Origin of the sequence: Leclercia sp. 1548 (assembly GCF_050435045.1) — a bacterium.
In the GTDB taxonomy this organism is placed as follows: Bacteria; Pseudomonadota; Gammaproteobacteria; order Enterobacterales; family Enterobacteriaceae; genus Enterobacter; species Enterobacter adecarboxylatus.
In genome coordinates this window covers 324,316-343,507 of the sequence record NZ_JBNDJP010000002.1, presented here as the reverse complement: position 1 = coordinate 343,507, position 19,192 = coordinate 324,316, and the positions used below count along the sequence as shown (strand labels likewise).

Here is a 19,192-nt window from a genome sequence, read left to right as displayed (position 1 = left end):
GGAGTCCCTGTATGAAATATGTTGGAGCACACGTCAGTGCTGCTGGCGGCCTGGCGAATGCCGCCATTCGTGCCGCCGAAATTGAGGCGACCGCCTTCGCCCTGTTCACCAAAAACCAGCGCCAGTGGCGTGCCGCCCCCTTAACCACTCAGGTGATTGATGAGTTCAAAGCGGCCTGCGAAAAATACCATTTCACTTCCGGCCAGATCCTGCCGCACGACAGCTACCTGATTAACCTCGGCCACCCGGTTCAGGAGGCGCTGGAGAAGTCACGTGAGGCTTTCCTCGATGAGATGCAGCGCTGCGAGCAGCTCGGTCTGACGCTGTTGAACTTCCACCCGGGCAGCCATCTGACGCAAATTGATGAAGACGCCTGCCTGGCGCGGATCGCCGAGTCGATCAATATCGTGCTGGACAAGACGCAAGGGGTAACGGCGGTGATTGAAAATACCGCCGGACAGGGCAGCAACCTCGGTTTCCGCTTTGAACATCTGGCGGCCATTATTGACGGTGTTGAAGATAAAACCCGCGTTGGCGTCTGCATTGATACCTGCCATGCCTTTGCCGCCGGTTACGATCTGCGCAGCATGGAAGAATGTACAAAGACCTTCGCGGAATTCGAACGGATTGTTGGCTTTGAGTATCTGCGCGGAATGCACCTCAACGATGCGAAAAGCGCCTTTGGCAGCCGCGTTGACCGCCACCACAGCCTGGGTGAAGGCAACATCGGCCACGATGCGTTCCGCTTTATCATGCAGGACCCGCGTTTCGACGGCATTCCGATGGTGCTGGAAACCATCAATCCGGATATCTGGGCAGAAGAGATCGCCTGGCTGAAAGCACAACAGTACACCGAGGCCACCGCATAAGGATGAACGAAAGGGAAACGCCGATCCTGCGGCGCCCCCCTTTTATTCAACAGCCTGACAAGACCCTTGATCTCAGCCGTTCGCGCATTGCTGCACACCTCATGGAGTGAATGCGCAAAGGGGCAATCACAGACAAGGGTTGTATCCTCACCGAACAGGATGATTGTGTCGCGCTCGCGCCATCCATATGGATATACGGGGTATGGCCGACATTCGCTTCCCTTAATCTTCCTCTCATCCGGGAGCTATTCAGTACGCAGCGGGTGGGGTGGCGTGGCGCGGAACATCGCCCGTCGCCTGCCGCGGTAGTGTCGCTACCCGCCCTGCCCCCTTCTGTTCGACAAAAGCGTTTGATTCGTTGCACGTTTAAATGCAAAAAAAGGGCAGAGTCGCCTCTGCCCTTTTTGAATGAAGAATGCTTATGCGGCTTTCGCAGCAACTACCTCAGCTTCCGGGCGTTTCAGCACCGCGTAAGAGAGACCTGCCACCAGCGTACCGGCGATAATTGCAAGCAGGTAACCCAGCACCGGGGTAATCGCACCCGGGATCAGCAGAACAAACAGACCACCGTGCGGCGCCATCAGTTTTGCGCCAACCGCCATGGAGATGGCACCGGTCACGGCACCGCCGACGATACAGCACGGCAGAACGCGCATCGGGTCACGAGCCGCAAACGGGATAGCCCCTTCGGTGATGAAGCACAGGCCGAGAACCAGCGCCGCTTTACCCCCTTCCTGCTGCGCCTTGTCGAATTTACGACGGGCAACGAGGGTCGCCAGGCCCAGCGCCAGCGGTGGCACCATACCCGCAGCCATGATGGCCGCCATCGGTGCATAAGTCTGGGTACTCAGCAGGCCAACACCGAACGCATATGCTGCTTTGTTCACCGGACCACCCATATCGGTACACATCATCGCCCCGAGGATTGCACCCAGCAGGACCGCGTTGGCGGTACCCATGGTTTGCAGCCAGTGGGTCAGGCCTTCGAGGATACCCGCAACCGGTTTACCGATCAGGTAGATCATGGCCAGACCAACAATCAGGCTGGAGAACAGCGGAATGATCAGGATCGGTTTCAGGGCTTCCATGCTTTGCGGCAGTTTCAGCTTCGAACTAATCAGCTTCGCCACGTAGCCTGCGAGGAAGCCGGCGATGATCCCGCCTATAAAGCCAGAACCGGTGCTCACCGCCAGCATACCGCCGATCAAACCCGGGGTCAGACCTGGACGGTCAGCGATGGAGAACGCAATGTAACCTGCCAGCACAGGCACCATCAGCGCGAACGCCGAGCCTCCACCAATCTGCATTAATGCCGCTGCCAGGGTGTTTGGCTCTTTGAACGCCTCGATACCAAAGGCGAAGGAGAGCGCGATACAGAGACCACCTGCCACAACCATCGGCAGCATGTAGGAGACGCCTGTCAGCAGGTGACGATAGGCACCGGCAGACTCTTTCTTGCCTTCGGAAGCCGAAGACGCGGTATTACCCGCAGGCTGGAACAGTTTCGCTTCTGCCTGCGCTTTATCCAGTTCCTGGGCCGTTTTCTTCAGCGCCAGACCGGTTGAGGTGCGATACATCGGTTTACCGGCAAACTTCGCCAGATCCACTTCGATATCCGCCGCCACGATCACCAGGTCCGCTGCCGCCACCTCTTCCGGGGTGATAGCATTGCCTGCGCCCACTGAACCGCGGGTTTCAACTTTTACCCACCAGCCGCGTTTTTTGGCTTCGGTTTCAATGGCTTCTGCGGCCATAAAGGTGTGCGCTACGCCAGTTGGGCAGGCAGTGACCGCCACCACGCGTTTCGGACCGCTGGTCACAGCTGTTGCCGTTTCCGCCGCGACAGGTGCGGTGTACAGCGCCGCATGGCCTTTCGCTTCGCTCAGGAACAGTTCCGGGTGGGCGACTGCGCGATTGATATCGCCCAGCCACACTTTTTTGCCGTTCAGTGAACTGTCGGCCGGGATCGTGTCGCCCAGTACAATGACCAGTTCGGCATCGCCCGGGTTATCGATAAAATCAAGGTGTGCTTTATGCCCCGCTGAACCCAGCAAGGTTTTCGCCATATAAGCGCGCGCCTGTCCGAGTGCAGAGTCAATAATCAGCAGCGTTTTCATTATGCCTCTCCTGCTGTCAGTTAAAGGGTTTCAAGTCAACGCGCGCCATCATCGCGGCTAACTGGGTACGATCGGTAATCCCGACATTGCTCTGGCTGACAGCCAGGGCAGCAACGGCGGTGGCAAGACGTAATGTGTGTTCACTGGATTCGCGCATCAGCAGGCCATAGATCAACCCGCCGACCATCGAATCGCCTGCACCCACGGTACTGACCACTTCCATCGATGGCGGTTTGGCGATCCATTCGCCGGACGCGTTAACCCACAGCGCGCCCTCTGCGCCCAGAGAGATCACCACATGCGCGATACCCTGCTCACGTAAAGCGTGGGCGGCGTCAATCACATCTTTTAAGTCTGGCAGCTTACGGCCAGCCCAGATCTCAAGTTCGCGACGATTAGGTTTCACCAACCACGGCGCTGCTTTCAGACCCGCCACCAGCGCATCGCGGCTGCTGTCAAAGATGATGCATGGGCACTGGCTACGCAGGCGCGTCATCCAGTCGGTAAAGGCTTCCGGGCTGACGCCGGACGGCAGGCTGCCGCTGACGCAGACCATGTCGAACTGACCAAGCCAGGTCAGGGAGTCATTCACAAAACGCTCCCAGTCGGCCTGGGTGACTTCAAAACCGGAGAAGTTCAGGTCGGTCACTTCGCCATCTTTTTCGGTCAATTTCACGTTGATGCGGGTACGGCCCTGCACCACCTGAAAACGGTTGGCGATCCCCAGCTCGCTGAACAGCTGCTGGAAACCATCCTGGTTATCTTTGCCGAGGAAGCCGCCGACGGTGACGTCAATCCCGAGATCCTTCAGCACTTTTGCAACGTTAATCCCTTTACCTGCCGCGTGCAGGCCAGTGGTACGCACGAGGTTAACTTCGCCGCGTTCGATTTCCGGGCAAAAGCCCACGAGGTCGTAAGCCGGGTTCAGCGTAATAGTGGCAACACGTCTGCTCATTATGCGCCCTCCCCCAGACCGGCCGCGATGGCGTCGCCAATCGCTTTCAGCGCCTGTTCAGCATCCGCACCCTGCGCGGTGAAACGCAGGCGATGGCCTTTCTTCACGCCCAGCGCAACCACTTTCATCAGGCTGCGACCGTTGGCCGGTTTACCGCTGCCGTCGAGGTTGGTGACGGTAACGTCGCTATTGAACTGCTTAATGGTATTCACCAGCATGGTGCCCGGACGGGCGTGCAGACCATGTTCGTTACGTACCACAAATTCAGCGCTCAGCAGCTCATCGGTATTCACATCATCGCTGGTCAGCAGCGCCAGCAAGGTAGCGGCATCGGCTTTCAGCAGTTGTTCAGCTTTTTTGTTCAGCAGCAGGTCGCTCAGGCGCTTCAGCACCTCTACCGGCTGTTCATCGGCCATGGAAACAGTCACCAGCATGGCGGTGGTGTCTCCGGCGGTATCAAACGCGGTAGCCGCACGGCTGACGGCGATAGCGCTGCGCAGGTTGCCTTCAGCACAGTCGTTCAGCCAGACGCCCTGACCGAGGTTCAGCGGTTTGTCGTTAATCGCATGGGCAACAAAAGTGGTATCGACAGCACCCGCTTCTTTCAGGCGACCGGCGTTGAGCGCCTGCAGGGTCACCAGATCGGAAGCCACCACGTCCAGGGTCAGCATGTCGTTATCCAGTTTCAGGGCTTCGCTCTGCTTTTCACCCATCAGCAAGGCACGCAGCTCTTCGGCGGTGGTCGCGGATTTGAGTTGTTCAGCCACCGCGTCATCGCTCAGCACGTGCGTCAGCTGACGCAGCAGGCCGAGGTGTTCGTCGCTGCTGGCGGCGATACCAATGGCGACATAGGCTACCTGGCCTTCACCCCAAAGCACGCCCTGCGGGAACTGATAAACCTGAACGCCGGTTTTCAGTACCTGGTCACGGGTATCGGTGGTGCCATGCGGAATGGCGATGCCATTGCCAAGGAATGTTGAGGTTTGCTGTTCGCGAGCGAGCATGCCGTCAACATAGCCGTTGCCGACATTGCCTGCCTGCACCAGCGCTGCGGCGATCTGCCGGATAGCCTCTTCTTTTGATCCGGCCTGCTCGCCCGGATGGATGTCCTGCACGGATAACTGGAACATGATTCTCCACTCCTGCTGAAATTGAATCGATTCAGCTTAGATAAGAAAAAATACGCTATTTGGGTTGGCAAACAGATACCGGATAGCGCTGAAACGTTTCAAGAAGTCTTGCTCTTTCTACAAAAGCTTGCAAGTAAAGTTACAATTCAGCATACAAAAATTAGATGTGCAGCACGTTTTATTGGCAGGCAGCGCATTTTTACAAATCTGTTTTGAAATCCACCGCTCTGTTTCAGCAACTTCAGCAAAATCGGAAAACCTTTTGAAAGGGGATTTTGATTTTTCGTGGGATGAATGATCCGGTTTTCTGTCTATTTTCTGACAAGCGGCGTAAACTCCGCCTTTCTTCATATCACTGATACAGAAACATGCACACGACCCCCGCCGCCGTCCCCCGGAAGTCATTTGATTTGACCTCATCGGCGTTTTTGATTGTTGCCTTCCTCACCGGTATCGCCGGTGCGTTACAAACTCCTACGCTGAGTCTGTTCCTCACGAACGAGGTTCATGCCCGTCCAGCAATGGTTGGCTTCTTCTTTACCGGCAGCGCCATCATCGGCATTCTGGTCAGCCAGTTTCTGGCCGGGCGTTCGGATAAGAAAGGTGACCGCAAGTCCCTGATCGTTTTTTGCTGCCTGATGGGCGTTTTTGCCTGCCTGCTGTTCGCCTGGAACCGTAACTATTTTGTGTTGCTGTTTGTCGGCGTGTTTCTTAGTAGCTTTGGCTCCACCGCCAACCCGCAGCTCTTTGCCTTAGCCCGCGAACACGCAGACCATACCGGCCGCGAAGCGGTGATGTTCAGCTCGATCCTGCGCGCTCAGGTGTCACTCGCATGGGTCGTCGGGCCGCCGCTGGCTTACGCCCTGGCGATGGGGTTTGGTTTTCCGGCAATGTATCTCAGCGCCGCGGTGGCGTTTGTGGTCTGTGGGGCGATGGTCTGGTTTTTCCTGCCGACGATGCGCAAAGAGCCGAAGCTGGCGACCGGGGTGCTGGAATCACCGCGCCGCAACCGTCGCGACGCCCTGCTGCTGTTTACCATCTGCACGTTAATGTGGGGCACCAACAGCCTGTACATCATCAATATGCCGCTGTTCATCATTAATGAGCTGCATCTGTCCGAGAAACTGGCGGGGGTGATGATGGGGACGGCGGCCGGGCTGGAGATCCCGACCATGCTGATCGCCGGTTACTACGCAAAACGCTTCGGGAAACGCTTCCTGATGCGCATTGCTGCCGTTGCCGGACTCCTGTTTTACGTCGGGATGTTGACCGCCCACTCCCCCGCGCTGCTGCTGGGGTTACAGCTGCTAAACGCGATCTATATCGGCATTCTCGCAGGGATCGGCATGCTCTACTTCCAGGATCTGATGCCGGGACAGGCGGGTGCTGCGACCACGCTATACACCAATACCACCCGCGTGGGCTGGATTATCGCCGGCTCCATGGCCGGGGTCGTCGCCGAGATCTGGAGCTATCACGCCGTGTTCTGGATTGCGCTGGGGATGTGCATCCTGACGACGCTCTGCCTGACGCGCATTAAGGATATTTAAGGCGCGGTGAGCGTCTCGAGGTCAAGCAGCCAGGTCATGGCCTGGGTACGCGAGGTGCTGCACATTTCGAGCGACGGCTGCAGGCTGGCGCACACTTTGGGCCGCAGCGGCGAGCCAAAGATTTTGCAGCGCTGTTGCGCGTCAAGCTGTACGCAGGGGGTATTGGCAGGTTTGCCGTTGGGCATCCCGGGGATGGGGCTGGAGATGGAGGGCGCGGTGCAACATGCTCCGCAGTCCGAACGGCAATCCATATACGTACGTTACCTGAAAGAAAGCCGCTCCCGCGGGCGTGACGCGCACAGTAACACCTTTTGCGTATTGATAGCAAAAGCCACGAAATCCACTTGCCTGAAATGCCGCGCGCGAGTACTTTGACGCGATATTTTTGACCTTCCCGTGAACAGGATTACTGCAATGCCAAGAGCGAACGAAATTAAGAAAGGTATGGTGCTGAATTACAACGGCAAGCTGCTGATTGTGAAAGACATCGATATTCAGGCACCCAGCGCCCGTGGCGCAGCAACGCTGTACAAAATGCGTTTTGCTGATGTGCGTACCGGTCTGAAAGTTGAAGAGCGTTTCAAAGGCGACGATATCGTGGATACCGTTACCCTGACCCGTCGTTATGTCGATTTCTCCTACGTTGACGGCAACGAATACGTATTTATGGATAAAGAAGACTACACCCCGTACATCTTCACCAAAGATCAGATTGAAGAAGAGCTGCTGTTTATCCCGGAAGGCGGGATGCCGGATATGCAGGTTCTGACCTGGGATGGCGTCCTGCTGGCGCTGGAGCTGCCGCAGACTGTCGATCTGGAGATCGTGGAAACGGCCCCGGGCATTAAAGGTGCTTCCGCCTCCGCGCGTAACAAACCTGCGACCCTGACCACCGGTCTGGTCGTGCAGGTGCCGGAATACCTGTCCGCAGGCGAGAAAATCCGCATCCATATCGAAGAAAAACGCTATATGGGTCGTGCTGACTGATCCTGCACGCTGTTTTGCCGGGTAGCGGCTTCGCCTTACCCGGCCTGCAAAAGCACGTATAAAAAAACCGGCTCAATGGCCGGTTTTTTTGTCGGCCCGGTCAGCATAACGCCGCCGGGCAATAGCTGTTACAGCAGCTCAGGATATTTGGTCATCTTCAACGCCAGCTCCACGCCGCGCACTTCCGCCATCCCTTTCAGACGCCCAATCGCGGAATACCCCGGATTGGTTTTCTTACGCAGATCGTCCAGCATCTGGTGTCCGTGATCCGGGCGGAACGGAATCGGACGCAAATCGCCTGCCCGCTTACGACGTTGCTCCTCACCCAGAATCGCATCGACGACCGCCACCATGTTCACGTCCCCGCCAAGATGCGCCGCTTCGTGGAAGGTTTTCGGGTTATCTTCCCGACAGGTTGCCCGCAGGTGGGTAAAGTGGATGCGGTCACCGAAGGTTTCAATCATCTGCACCAGATCGTTATCGGCCCGAACGCCGTATGAACCTGTGCACATGGTAAAGCCGTTGTTGATGCTATCGACCGTCTCTTTCAGCCACTGCATATCTTCAATGGTGGATACAATACGCGGCAGGCCGAGGATAGGACGCGGCGGATCGTCCGGGTGGACCGCCAGACGCACGCCCACCTCTTCCGCCACCGGCACGATGGCCCGCAGGAAGACCGCCATGTTTTCCCGCAGCTGCGCTTTGTCGATGTTGCCATACTCGGCCAGACGCGCGCGGAACTGGTCGAGAGTGTAGCCCTCTTCCGCCCCCGGCAGGCCGGCGATAATGTTGCGGGTCAGCTTTTCAATATCGGCCTCGCTGGCGGTGTCGAACCACACCTGCGCCTGCTGCTGCTCTTCCGCGGTGTAATCAGCCGCCGCGCCTTCGCGCTTCAGGATGTGCAGTTCGAACGCGGCAAAGGCGATCTGGTCAAAACGCAGCGCTTTTGAGCCGTCCGGCATTTCATATTCCAGGTCGGTACGGGTCCAGTCGAGGATAGGCATAAAGTTGTAGCACACGGTATCAATACCGCAGGCCGCCAGGTTGCGGATGCTCTGCTGGTAGTTCGCAATCCAGGTCTGGTAGTTGCCGGAGTGGGTTTTGATCTCTTCGTGAACCGGAATACTTTCCACCACCGACCAGGTTAGCCCTTTCTCTGCCAGCAGCGCCTGACGCTGTTTGATCTCCTCCACCGGCCACACCTGGCCATTGGGGATATGGTGCAGTGCGGTGACGACGCCCGTTGCGCCAGCCTGACGCACATCATCAAGAGAAACCGGATCTTTCGGCCCGTACCAACGCCAGGTTTGTTCCATTGATTCACCCTCTAAAGTTGTTATACCAATATTATCTATCGTAATGACGACTACCATACATGCATGATCATGCAGGTCAATGCGTCTCGCTATATTGATTGATCCATCTCACAGTTCCCGGATATTTACGGCTCACCAATTCAATTTGTTGTCATATAACTTTACACTGGCATTGTTAATTAATGGTTAATCAGGTGTGTATTTCATGAAGACAATTGCCTCCATCGCGCTACCCGCTCACGTGTTACAGCCGCAGTACGATCGTCAGGCGTTACGCTCCCGTATCGTCCATTTCGGCTTTGGTGCCTTTCATCGTGCGCATCAGGCGCTCCTGACCGATCGGGTGCTGAACGCCAGAGGCGGCGACTGGGGGATATGTGAGATTAGCCTGTTTAGCGGCGATACGCTGATGAGCCAGCTGCGCGCCCAGGATCATCTGTTTACGGTGCTGGAAAAAGGGGCTGAGGGTAATCAGCCAATTATCGTCGGGGCAGTGCATGAATGCCTGAACGCCAGGCTTGATTCGCTGGCTGCCATTATTGAGAAATTTTGCGAGCCGCAGGTGGCAATCGTCTCCCTGACCATTACCGAAAAGGGCTACTGCATCGATCCGGCCACCGGCAAGCTGGATACCCGCAATGAACGCATCATGCACGATCTGGAGCATCCCGATGCGCCGCACTCCGCGCCGGGGATCCTCGTCGAAGCCCTGCATCGCCGTCGCGAGCGGGGTCTGTCGCCGTTCAGCGTACTCTCCTGCGATAACATCCCCGATAACGGCCATGTGGTGAAAAACGCGGTGCTGGGCATGGCCCACAAGCGTTCCCCGGAGCTGGCGGAGTGGATCGCCGATAACGTTAGCTTCCCCGGCACCATGGTGGACAGGATTGTTCCCGCCGCCACCGATGATTCCCTTGCAGAGATCGCCCGTGAAGTGGGAGTTGACGATCCCTGCGCCATCAGCTGTGAGCCTTTTATCCAGTGGGTGATCGAGGATAACTTCGTCGCCGGTCGCCCGGAGTGGGAAGTGGCGGGCGTGCAGATGGTGCAGGACGTCCTGCCGTGGGAGCAGATGAAGCTGCGTATGCTTAACGGCAGCCATTCCTTCCTGGCCTACCTCGGTTATCTGGCCGGTTTCGCCCATATTAACGACTGCATGGCCGACAGCGCGCTACGCGACGCCGCCCGTCGCCTGATGCTTGAGGAGCAGGCACCGACGCTGCGTATCACCGGGGTGGATCTGACCGCCTACGCCGACAGCCTGATTGACCGCTTCGCCAACCCGGCGCTGAAGCACCGCACCTGGCAGATTGCCATGGACGGCAGCCAGAAACTGCCTCAAAGGATGCTGGAGAGTATTCGCCTCCACCGCCAGCGCGACACCGCCTGGCCGCTGCTGGCCCTCGGCGTCGCGGGCTGGATGCGCTACGTCAGCGGCGTGGACGATGCAGGCCACGCCATTGATGTACGCGATCCGCTGAGCGATAAGATCCGCGCCATTGTAGAGACCAGCAGCGAAGAGGAGCGCGTTACCGCCCTGCTGGCGCTCACTGAAATTTTCGGCACCGACCTGCCGCAGGATCCGCAGTTTGTAGAGGCCATTACCCTGGCTTACCAGCGCATTAGCCAGTCGGGCGCGCGCCAGGCCATTATCGATACGCTCCAGATTTAACCTCTGGTGCGCTTAAGGCGAGCGGGAAGCCTCCCGTTCGCCCTCCCCGCTTCTCAGGGGTGTTCTTTTGCGCCAGGATTATTGATAATTGTTATAGCATTACATTTATCACCCCTGGAGCACCTGTGACTAAAACCAACCTCATTACGGGCTTTCTCGGCAGCGGGAAAACCACATCGATACTGCACCTGCTGGCGAATAAAGATCCTGCTGAAAAATGGGCCGTGCTGGTCAATGAATTTGGCGAGATCGGCATTGATGGCGCACTGCTGGCCGATAACGGGGCACTGGTAAAAGAGATCCCCGGGGGATGCATGTGCTGCGTGAACGGTCTGCCGATGCAGGTGGGGCTTAACACCCTGCTGCGTCAGGGCAAGCCCGACCGGCTGCTGATTGAACCCACCGGGCTGGGCCACCCGAAGCAGATCCTCGACCTGCTGACCGCCCCGGTCTATGAACCCTGGATCGATTTGCGCGCCACCCTGTGCCTGCTCGACCCGCGTCAGCTACTGGACGAAAAATATGTCCAGAACGAAAACTTCCGCGATCAGCTCGCCGCCGCCGACGTCATCATTGCCAATAAAGAGGATCGCGCCACCGCAGAAAGCCGCGCCGCGCTGGATATCTGGTGGCAGCACTTCGGCGGCGAACGTCAGCTCTCCTGTACCACGCAGGGAAATATTGATGGTGCCCTGCTCGATCTGCCGCGGCGTAATCTGAAAGCGTTACCTGCCAGCGCCGCCCATGCCCACAGTCACGGCGAAAAACAGGGTCTGGCCGCGCTGAGTCTGCCTGCTCACCAGCGCTGGCGTCGCAGCCTGAATAGCGGCCAGGGTCACCAGGCCTGTGGTTGGGTGTTCGATGCGGACACCTGCTTCGACACCATCGGTTTACTGGAGTGGGTGCGGCTGGCACCGGTTGAACGCGTGAAAGGTGTTATGCGTATTCCCGAGGGGCTGTTACAGGTCAATCGCCAGGGCGCCGATTTTCACATCGAAACGCAGGGTGTAACGCCACCGGACAGCCGAATAGAGTTAATTAGTGCGGTTAACACCGACTGGAACGCCTTACAGTCCAGCTTGTTGAAGCTTCGTTTAAGTTCGGGCAACTAACGTTGCCCTGGTTTAACTGCTTACGGCTTAATGATGAAAACCCGACTATTACCTGTTTTATTGCTTAACCTTGCTGGCCTGGGCCTCTTTTTATCCTGGTATCTGCCGGTCAACCACGGTTTCTGGTTCCCGCTGGACAGCGGGATATTCCACTTCTTTAACCAGAAACTGGCAGAGAGTCGCCCCTTCCTGTGGCTGGTGGCGATCACCAATAATCGGGCCTTTGACGTCTGTTCCCTGTTGGCGATGGGCTACCTCATGCTGACCTTCTGGCGGAACGAGAGTGCGGCCGGGCGTCGACGCATTCTGATGATTGGCCTGGTTATGCTGCTGACTGCCGTGGTTCTGAACCAGCTGGCGCAGGCTCTGATTCCGGTGAAACGCTCAAGTCCGACGCTATTTTTCCCTGACATCTACCGCGTCAGTGAATTACTGCATATTTCGACAAAAGATGCCTCGAAGGACAGTTTCCCGGGCGATCACGGGATGATGCTGCTTATTTTCACCGCTTTTATGTGGCGTTATTTTGGTCATAAGACTTTCGCATTAGCCCTCATTATTTTTATGGTTTTCTCTTTTCCACGGGTAATGATTGGCGCGCACTGGTTCAGCGATATTGCCGTCGGTTCTCTTTCAGTGGCGTTGATTGGGCTTCCATGGTGTCTGATGACCCCACTGAGCGACCGTTTAATAGCATTCTTTGATCGCTACCTGCCTGGCTGATTCAACATTTTTAAAACAAGTTACTAACCGAAATTAACAGTATCAATGAGGGATCAATGCAGATCCCTCATGTATTATTTGCTTGCACTGCCCCAGCCTGTCATTTTCCTGTCATAATAATCACGTTAGAAATTAACAGTTTGGTTATTCCTTAACCTAAATTAACCCGCAATTTTGCTCTCCCGGCAGCAAACTTTTGGTATCACATTTTCTTATAAAAATTTGGCAATTTTTGCTCGCAATGACCGTGTCGATCGGGTACTCTCAAACTCGTTTTACCTCAGCGCTACAATTATTATCGTTGTAAATAAATTTGTGCGATTCGCCACAGATTTGACCATAAAGAATTGTCTGATAGTGCGCAGGTATTTAGTCTCGTCTCGCTTGGCATTTTTTATAACGATATTTGTCGTTAAGGACTTCAAGGGATAATAAACAACATGGTCAAATCTCAACCGATCTTGAGATACTTCTCACGGGTGATCCCGGCGATTGCAGTAGCGGTTCTGCTTTCAGCTTGTAGCGCATCGAATACCGCAAAGAATATGCATCCTGAGACGCGTGTTGTGGGGTCAGAAGACACCTCTTCACTGCAAGCCTCTCAGGATGAATTTGAAAAAATGGTCAGCAATCTGGATATCAAATCCCGATTAATGGACCAGTATGCTAGCTGGAAAGGCGTGCGCTATCGCCTTGGCGGCGATACACGTAAAGGGATTGATTGTTCCGGCTTCGTACAACGTACTTTCCGCGAACAGTTTGGTTTAGAACTTCCGCGTTCAACTTATGAACAACAGGAAATGGGCAAATCGATCTCGCGTAGTAGCTTGCGCACCGGCGATTTAGTGCTGTTCCGGGCGGGTTCAACCGGCCGTCATGTCGGCATCTATATTGGTAACGACCAGTTTGTCCACGCGTCCACCAGCAGTGGTGTGACGATCTCCAGTATGAACGAGCCCTACTGGAAGAAGCGCTACAATGAAGCGCGCCGTGTATTAACTCGCAGTTAACCGCCAGTGCTGTCCGTTTCCCTTGACTGACAGCATGCTAAAAAAGCACTGCTACGGCAGTGCTTTTTTTTTATAACTCAACAACACATTCAGGGCTGGTCGTTCCAGGCTATAGTCTGGTAGTAGCGTGAGTTTAGCCGTCATGATAACGCGGGCGGCATATCAGGATCCGATTACATTTATGTTTACCCGCCATTTATCAACCCGACGAAAAGTGCTGATGCTCAGCGTGCTTGCCGGACTTATTGTCGCCCTGCTCTGCGGCGGTATGCAGTTTTTTTTCAGTTATCACAAACGGGATGTGAAATACGATAACCTGATTACCGACCTCCATGACTACATGGCAGATTATTTTAAAGAGCTGCGCATCTCCATCGATGGGTTGCAGCCGCTGACCTTAAGCCAGTGCCACGAGGTCAGCGCCGAATTGACCTCCCGCGCCGCATTCAGCCTTAACGTCCGTGCCTTCCTGCTGGTAAAAGATAAAATTGCCTTCTGCTCGTCAGCAACCGGGCCGTTGAATGTCCCCCTCAGCGAACTGGTGCCGAATATCGACGTGAATAAAGATGTTGATATGGCTCTGCTGCCCGGTACGCCGATGATGCCGAAAAAACCGGCCATTGTGTTGTGGCACCGAAACCCGCTGCTGGACAGTGGCGGCGTATTTACTTCTATTAATCTCAACCTGACTCCCTACCTGTTATATACCGCCCGCCAGGATGAATTTGCCGGTATTGCCCTTATTATCGGCGATACCTCTTTTTCGACTTATTCAAACCGGCTGATTCACATTTCGGATCTGGATAAACACCCCGTGCGCTCCAGCCGGATTGAAGGACTGCCGCTGACCATTAATCTGTATGCCGATACCTGGACGATGGCCGATCTCTATTTTGCCCTGCTGTTTGGTCTGATGTGCGGCTCCAGCATCGGGGTGCTCTGTTTCTATGGGCTGATGAACCACGCCAATCCGCGAAAAGAGATCCTCACCGCGATTAAGCAGAACCAGTTTCACGTGGTCTATCAGCCGGTCGTGGACGCGAACAATCTGCAGATGGGCGGCGTGGAGGTATTGATGCGCTGGCACCATCCCGGTGCCGGGGAGATCCCGCCGGATGCCTTTATTGGCTTTGCAGAAGCACAGAAGTTGATTGTGCCGCTCACGCTGCATCTCTTCGACCTGATCCTGCGCGACGCCCCGGCGCTGAAAAAACGCCTTCCGCCAGGTTCCAAGCTGGGCATTAATCTCTCCCCGGGCCACCTGCACGCCGACAGCTTCAAGGAAGATATGCGTAAATTCGCCGCCTCGCTGCCGCCGGATCATTTCCAGATTGTGCTCGAAATTACCGAGCGCGATATGCTGAATCAGCGGGAAGCCACAAAGCTCTTTGAATGGCTGCATCTGGAAGGATTTGAAATCGCGGTGGATGATTTTGGTACCGGGCACAGCGCCCTCATCTACCTTGAGCGTTTCACCATGGACTATCTGAAAATCGACCGCGGCTTTGTCAACGCCATCGGCCTGGAGACCGTGACTTCCCCGGTGCTGGATACCGTGCTGACGCTCGCCCGGCGGCTGAATATGGTGACCATTGCCGAAGGTGTCGAGACGCCCGAGCAGGCGAAGTGGCTGCGCGATCACGGCGTCAATATGCTGCAAGGCTACTGGATCAGCCGCCCGATGCGCCTGGAGCAGCTGCTGGTCTGGCAGCCTGACGTTCACCCCGACAGCGAATAATTTCCCAACCACCGCTACGTCACTTATTATTCAGGTATCCTGCCCGGCCAGACTGCAAGAGGAAAATGTCGCGGAATGATTGTGCGCATAATAGTACTGCTGATGGCGATGATGAGTGGACTCAGCCAGGCGCAAACCATTAAAGAAAGCTACGCGTTCGCGGTGATTGGCGAGCCGAAATATGCCATCAATTTCGATCACTACGATTACGTTAACCCTGCCGCGCCAAAAGGGGGCAATCTTACCCTTGCCGCCAACGGCACCTTCGATAACTTCAACCGCTATGCCCTGCGCGGCGTGGCGGCCGAGCGTACCGACGCCCTCTACGACACCCTTTTTACGACGTCTGATGATGAGCCAGGCAGCTATTATCCGCTGGTGGCCGAGCAGGCCCGCTACGCCGATGATTTTGCCTGGATGGAGTTGACCCTCAATCCACTGGCGCGCTTTCATGACGGCACACCGGTGAAGGCCAGCGACGTGGCTTTTACCTTCCATAAGTTTATGACCGAAGGGGTGCCGCAGTTCCGGCTGGTCTATAAAGGGGCTACGGTGACGGCCATCGCCCCGCTGACGGTGCGCATCACGCTCGCCAACCCTAACAAAGAGGACATGCTGAGCCTGCTCACCCTGCCGGTCATGCCTGAAAAGTTCTGGAAAGATCATAAGCTCAGCGATCCCCTCTCCACCCCACCGCTGGCGGGCGGGCCATACCGCATCACGAGCTGGCGTATGGGGCAGTATCTTATCTACTCCCGGGTGAAGGATTACTGGGCAGCCGACCTGCCGGTGAACCGGGGCCGCTGGAATTTCGATACCCTGCGCTACGACTACTATCTGGACGACAACGTGGCCTTCGAGGCGTTCAAAGCGGGCGCGTTCGATATGCGGGTAGAGAGCAGCGCCAAAAACTGGGCCACGCGCTACATCGGGAAAAACTTTGACCGCGGCTTTATCGTGAAAGAGGCGCTCAAAAATGATTCCGCTCAGGATACGCGCTGGCTGGCCTTTAATATTCAGCGCCCGGTATTCAGCGATCGCCGGGTCCGTCAGGCCATTACCCTCGCCTTTGATTTTGAGTGGATGAACAAGGCGCTGTTCTACGGCGCCTACAGTCGGGTTAACAGCTATTTCCAGAATACGGAATACGCGGCTAAGGGCTACCCGGATGCCGCGGAGCTGACGCTCCTCGCCCCGCTGAAGAGCGCCCTCCCCGCCGAGGTGTTTACTACCGTCTTTCAGCCGCCGGTCTCTAAAGGCGATGGCTACGATCGTAACAACCTGCTGAAAGCCAGCCAGCTGCTGGACGAGGCCGGGTGGACAATCAAAAATAAGCAGCGGGTTAACACGCAAACCGGCAAACCGCTCAGTTTTGAACTGCTGTTGCCCTCCGGGGGGAATAACCAGTGGGTACTGCCGTTCCAGCACAACCTTGAACGGCTGGGCATTACCATGAACATTCGCCAGGTGGATAACTCACAAATCACCAACCGGATGCGCAACCGCGATTACGATATGATGCCGCGCCTGTGGCGGGCCATGCCGTGGCCGAGCTCGGACCTGCAGATCTCCTGGGCCTCCCAGTACATTGACTCAACCTATAATTCACCGGGAGTAAAAAACCCGGCCATCGACGCTCTGATTGCGCAAATCGTTGCCGCGCAGGGCGATAAACAGAAGCTGCTGCCCCTCGGGCGCGCGCTGGATCGGGTCCTGACCTGGAACTATTACATGCTGCCAATGTGGTTTATGGGCCAGGATCGGGTGGCCCGCTGGGATAAATTTGGTCTTCCGGCCCAGCGCCCGGTCTACTCCCTCGGGTTCGAAAACTGGTGGTATGACGTTAACAAAGCGGCGAAATTACCCGCCGAGCGGCGTTAAGGATACGCAATGGGCGCTTATTTACTTCGTCGTTTACTGCTGGTGATCCCCACCCTGTGGGCGATTATCACCATCAACTTTTTTATCGTGCAGATTGCCCCGGGCGGCCCGGTGGATCAAGCGATTGCCGCCATCGAATTCGGTAACAGCGGGGCGATGCCCGGCGGGGGCGATGAAGGCATGCGCGCCAGCCACGCCCGCACCGGGGTGGGCAATATCAACGAAAGCCACTATCGCGGTGGACGGGGTCTGGATCCCGAAGTGATCGCCGAGATCACCCAGCGGTACGGCTTTGATAAACCGATCCATGAACGCTACTTCAAAATGCTCGGGGACTATCTGCGCTTTGATTTTGGCGACAGCCTGTTCCGTAGCGCCTCGGTGCTGCATCTGATTAAAGAGAGCCTGCCGGTTTCCATCACCCTGGGCCTGTGGGGCACCCTGATTATCTATCTGGTCTCGATCCCGCTCGGCATCCGTAAAGCGATGGATAACGGCAGCCGGTTCGATATCTGGAGCAGTACCTTCATTATTATTGGCTATGCGATACCGGCGTTTCTGTTTGCCGTTCTGCTGATTGTCTTTTTTGCCGGGGGGAGTTACTTCGACCTCTTCCCGCTACGCGGGCTGGTCTCGACCGATTTCAGCAGCCTGCCGTGGTACGAGAAAATTACCGACTACCTGTGGCACATTACCCTGCCGGTGCTGGCGACGGTGATCGGCGGGTTTGCGGCTCTGACCATGTTGACCAAAAACGCCTTCCTCGATGAGATCCGCAAGCAGTACGTGGTCACCGCCCGCGCCAAAGGGGTCAGCGAGCGGGGCATTCTGTGGAAACACATTTTTCGCAACGCCATGCTGCTGGTGATCGCCGGTTTTCCCGCCACCTTTATCAGCATGTTCTTTACCGGCTCCCTGTTAATTGAGGTGATGTTCTCCCTTAACGGGCTGGGGTTGCTCGGTTACGAGGCCACCGTCTCGCGGGATTACCCGGTGATGTTTGGCACGCTCTATATTTTCACCCTGATTGGCCTGCTGCTGAATATCCTCAGCGATATCTGCTATACGCTGGTCGATCCGCGTATTGATTTTGAGGGTCGCTGATGCCGCGCTTAAGCCCCATCAATCAGGCCCGCTGGGCCAGGTTTCGTCACAATCGCCGCGGCTACTGGTCGCTGTGGATTTTCGCCCTGTTTTTCGCCCTGAGCCTGTGCTCGGAACTGGTTGCTAACGATAAACCCCTGCTGGTGCACTTTAACGATCGCTGGTACGTCCCGGTGATCAAAGAGTACAGCGAAAGCGACTTTGGCGGCCCCTTTGCCACCGCAGCGGATTATCAGGATCCCTGGTTACAGGCGCAGCTCAACGAGCACGGCTGGGTGCTGTGGGCCCCGGTCCGCTTTGGTGCCACCAGCATTAACTTTGCCACCACCACGCCCTTCCCGTCCTCGCCTTCGGCACAAAACTGGCTAGGCACCGATGCCAACGGCGGGGATGTGCTGGCGCGCATTCTCTACGGCACGCGGATCTCCATTCTGTTTGGCCTGATGCTGACCCTGTTTTCCAGCGTGATGGGCGTGCTGGCCGGGGCGATCCAGGGCTATTACGGCGGTAAAATCGACCTCTGGGGCCAGCGGTTTATCGAGGTCTGGTCCGGGATGCCGACGCTGTTCCTGATCATTCTGCTTTCAAGCGTGGTTCAGCCTAACTTCTGGTGGCTGCTGGCCATCACGGTGCTCTTTGGCTGGATGGCGCTGGTGGGGGTTGTGCGCGCGGAGTTCCTGCGCACCCGTAACTTTGACTACATTCGCGCCGCCCAGGCGCTGGGGGTCAGCGATCGCGGGATCATTTTCCGTCATATGCTGCCGAACGCCATGGTGGCGACCCTGACCTTCCTGCCGTTTATCCTGTGCAGCTCCATCACGACCCTTACCTCGCTCGATTTTCTCGGCTTCGGCCTGCCGCTGGGTTCGCCGTCGCTGGGCGAGCTGCTGTTACAGGGGAAAAACAATTTGCAGGCGCCGTGGCTCGGCATCGCCGCCTTTCTCTCCGTTGCCGTGCTGCTCTCGTTGCTGATTTTTATTGGCGAAGCGGTGCGCGATGCCTTTGACCCGAATAAGGCGGTTTAA

16 protein-coding genes are annotated in these 19,192 nt (G+C 56.4%); 11 read left to right on the top strand and 5 right to left on the bottom strand.

The annotated features are described in order from the left end of the window. Positions 1–11 precede the first annotated feature (11 nt). Positions 12–869, top strand: coding sequence for a deoxyribonuclease IV (nfo, locus tag ABIE02_RS06875; RefSeq protein WP_103792178.1), 858 nt, complete (start codon positions 12–14; stop codon positions 867–869). A 419-nt stretch (positions 870–1,288) separates the two neighbouring features. Here nfo and fruA read toward each other — a convergent pair whose 3' ends face one another. The 3 genes from fruA to fruB are packed head-to-tail and all read right to left on the bottom strand — an operon-like array spanning position 1,289 to position 5,071. Further along, complete coding sequence (gene fruA / locus ABIE02_RS06870; protein WP_144882980.1) at positions 1,289–2,986, bottom strand: PTS fructose transporter subunit IIBC; 1,698 nt, start codon at positions 2,984–2,986, stop codon at positions 1,289–1,291. Positions 2,987–3,002: 16 nt separating this feature from the next. Beyond that, the gene (gene fruK, locus ABIE02_RS06865) at positions 3,003–3,941 is read right to left on the bottom strand and encodes a 1-phosphofructokinase (protein ID WP_032612637.1); all 939 of its coding nucleotides are present in this window, start codon (positions 3,939–3,941) and stop codon (positions 3,003–3,005) included. Beyond that, positions 3,941–5,071 carry a fused PTS fructose transporter subunit IIA/HPr protein gene (gene fruB, locus ABIE02_RS06860; RefSeq protein ID WP_032612640.1) on the bottom strand — a complete coding sequence of 377 codons (1,131 nt, stop codon included), beginning with the start codon at positions 5,069–5,071 and terminating at the stop codon, positions 3,941–3,943. The genes fruK and fruB overlap by 1 nt, the downstream gene beginning before the upstream one ends. Before the next feature lie 368 nt (positions 5,072–5,439). Here fruB and setB point away from each other — a divergent pair, with 368 nt between their 5' ends. Continuing rightward, on the top strand, positions 5,440–6,621 hold the full coding sequence (gene setB / locus ABIE02_RS06855) for a sugar efflux transporter SetB (protein ID WP_032612642.1): 1,182 nt from the start codon (positions 5,440–5,442) through the stop codon (positions 6,619–6,621). Here setB and ABIE02_RS06850 read toward each other — a convergent pair. Continuing rightward, complete coding sequence (locus ABIE02_RS06850) at positions 6,618–6,872, bottom strand: YkgJ family cysteine cluster protein (protein ID WP_077226275.1); 255 nt, start codon at positions 6,870–6,872, stop codon at positions 6,618–6,620. The two genes, setB and ABIE02_RS06850, sit on opposite strands and share 4 nt — an antisense overlap. A 163-nt stretch (positions 6,873–7,035) precedes the next feature. Between ABIE02_RS06850 and yeiP the strand changes: the two genes are divergently transcribed. After that, positions 7,036–7,608 carry an elongation factor P-like protein YeiP gene (gene yeiP, locus ABIE02_RS06845; RefSeq protein ID WP_014884579.1) on the top strand — a complete coding sequence of 191 codons (573 nt, stop codon included), beginning with the start codon at positions 7,036–7,038 and terminating at the stop codon, positions 7,606–7,608. Between the two features lie 128 nt (positions 7,609–7,736). Here yeiP and uxuA read toward each other — a convergent pair whose 3' ends face one another. Further along, on the bottom strand, positions 7,737–8,927 hold the full coding sequence (gene uxuA / locus ABIE02_RS06840; RefSeq protein ID WP_130588473.1) for a mannonate dehydratase: 1,191 nt from the start codon (positions 8,925–8,927) through the stop codon (positions 7,737–7,739). A gap of 205 nt (positions 8,928–9,132) precedes the next feature. On the opposite strand from uxuA, the gene ABIE02_RS06835 reads away from it, so the two are divergent. The 8 genes from ABIE02_RS06835 (at position 9,133) to ABIE02_RS06800 (ending at position 19,192) form a co-directional block, all read left to right on the top strand. After that, the gene (locus tag ABIE02_RS06835; protein WP_200142066.1) at positions 9,133–10,599 is read left to right on the top strand and encodes a mannitol dehydrogenase family protein; all 1,467 of its coding nucleotides are present in this window, start codon (positions 9,133–9,135) and stop codon (positions 10,597–10,599) included. 125 nt (positions 10,600–10,724) lie between these two features. Continuing rightward, positions 10,725–11,711: a CobW family GTP-binding protein gene (locus tag ABIE02_RS06830; RefSeq protein WP_032612652.1), complete on the top strand. Its 987-nt coding sequence runs from the start codon at positions 10,725–10,727 to the stop codon at positions 11,709–11,711. A gap of 33 nt (positions 11,712–11,744) precedes the next feature. Further along, positions 11,745–12,434: a phosphatase PAP2 family protein gene (locus ABIE02_RS06825; protein ID WP_032612654.1), complete on the top strand. Its 690-nt coding sequence runs from the start codon at positions 11,745–11,747 to the stop codon at positions 12,432–12,434. Positions 12,435–12,874: 440 nt separating this feature from the next. Next, a complete protein-coding gene (gene mepS, locus ABIE02_RS06820) occupies positions 12,875–13,444 on the top strand; it encodes a bifunctional murein DD-endopeptidase/murein LD-carboxypeptidase (RefSeq protein WP_059307505.1) in 570 nt (189 codons plus the stop codon). 181 nt (positions 13,445–13,625) lie between these two features. Continuing rightward, a complete protein-coding gene (locus ABIE02_RS06815; RefSeq protein WP_155167079.1) occupies positions 13,626–15,182 on the top strand; it encodes a cyclic di-GMP phosphodiesterase in 1,557 nt (518 codons plus the stop codon). Between the two features lie 75 nt (positions 15,183–15,257). Further along, a complete protein-coding gene (locus tag ABIE02_RS06810; protein WP_336994479.1) occupies positions 15,258–17,063 on the top strand; it encodes an extracellular solute-binding protein in 1,806 nt (601 codons plus the stop codon). A gap of 9 nt (positions 17,064–17,072) precedes the next feature. After that, positions 17,073–18,167 (top strand): microcin C ABC transporter permease YejB, encoded by a 1,095-nt coding sequence (locus tag ABIE02_RS06805; RefSeq protein WP_059307503.1) that lies wholly within the window; start codon positions 17,073–17,075, stop codon positions 18,165–18,167. Beyond that, the gene (locus tag ABIE02_RS06800; protein WP_336994478.1) at positions 18,167–19,192 is read left to right on the top strand and encodes an ABC transporter permease; all 1,026 of its coding nucleotides are present in this window, start codon (positions 18,167–18,169) and stop codon (positions 19,190–19,192) included. The genes ABIE02_RS06805 and ABIE02_RS06800 overlap by 1 nt, the downstream gene beginning before the upstream one ends.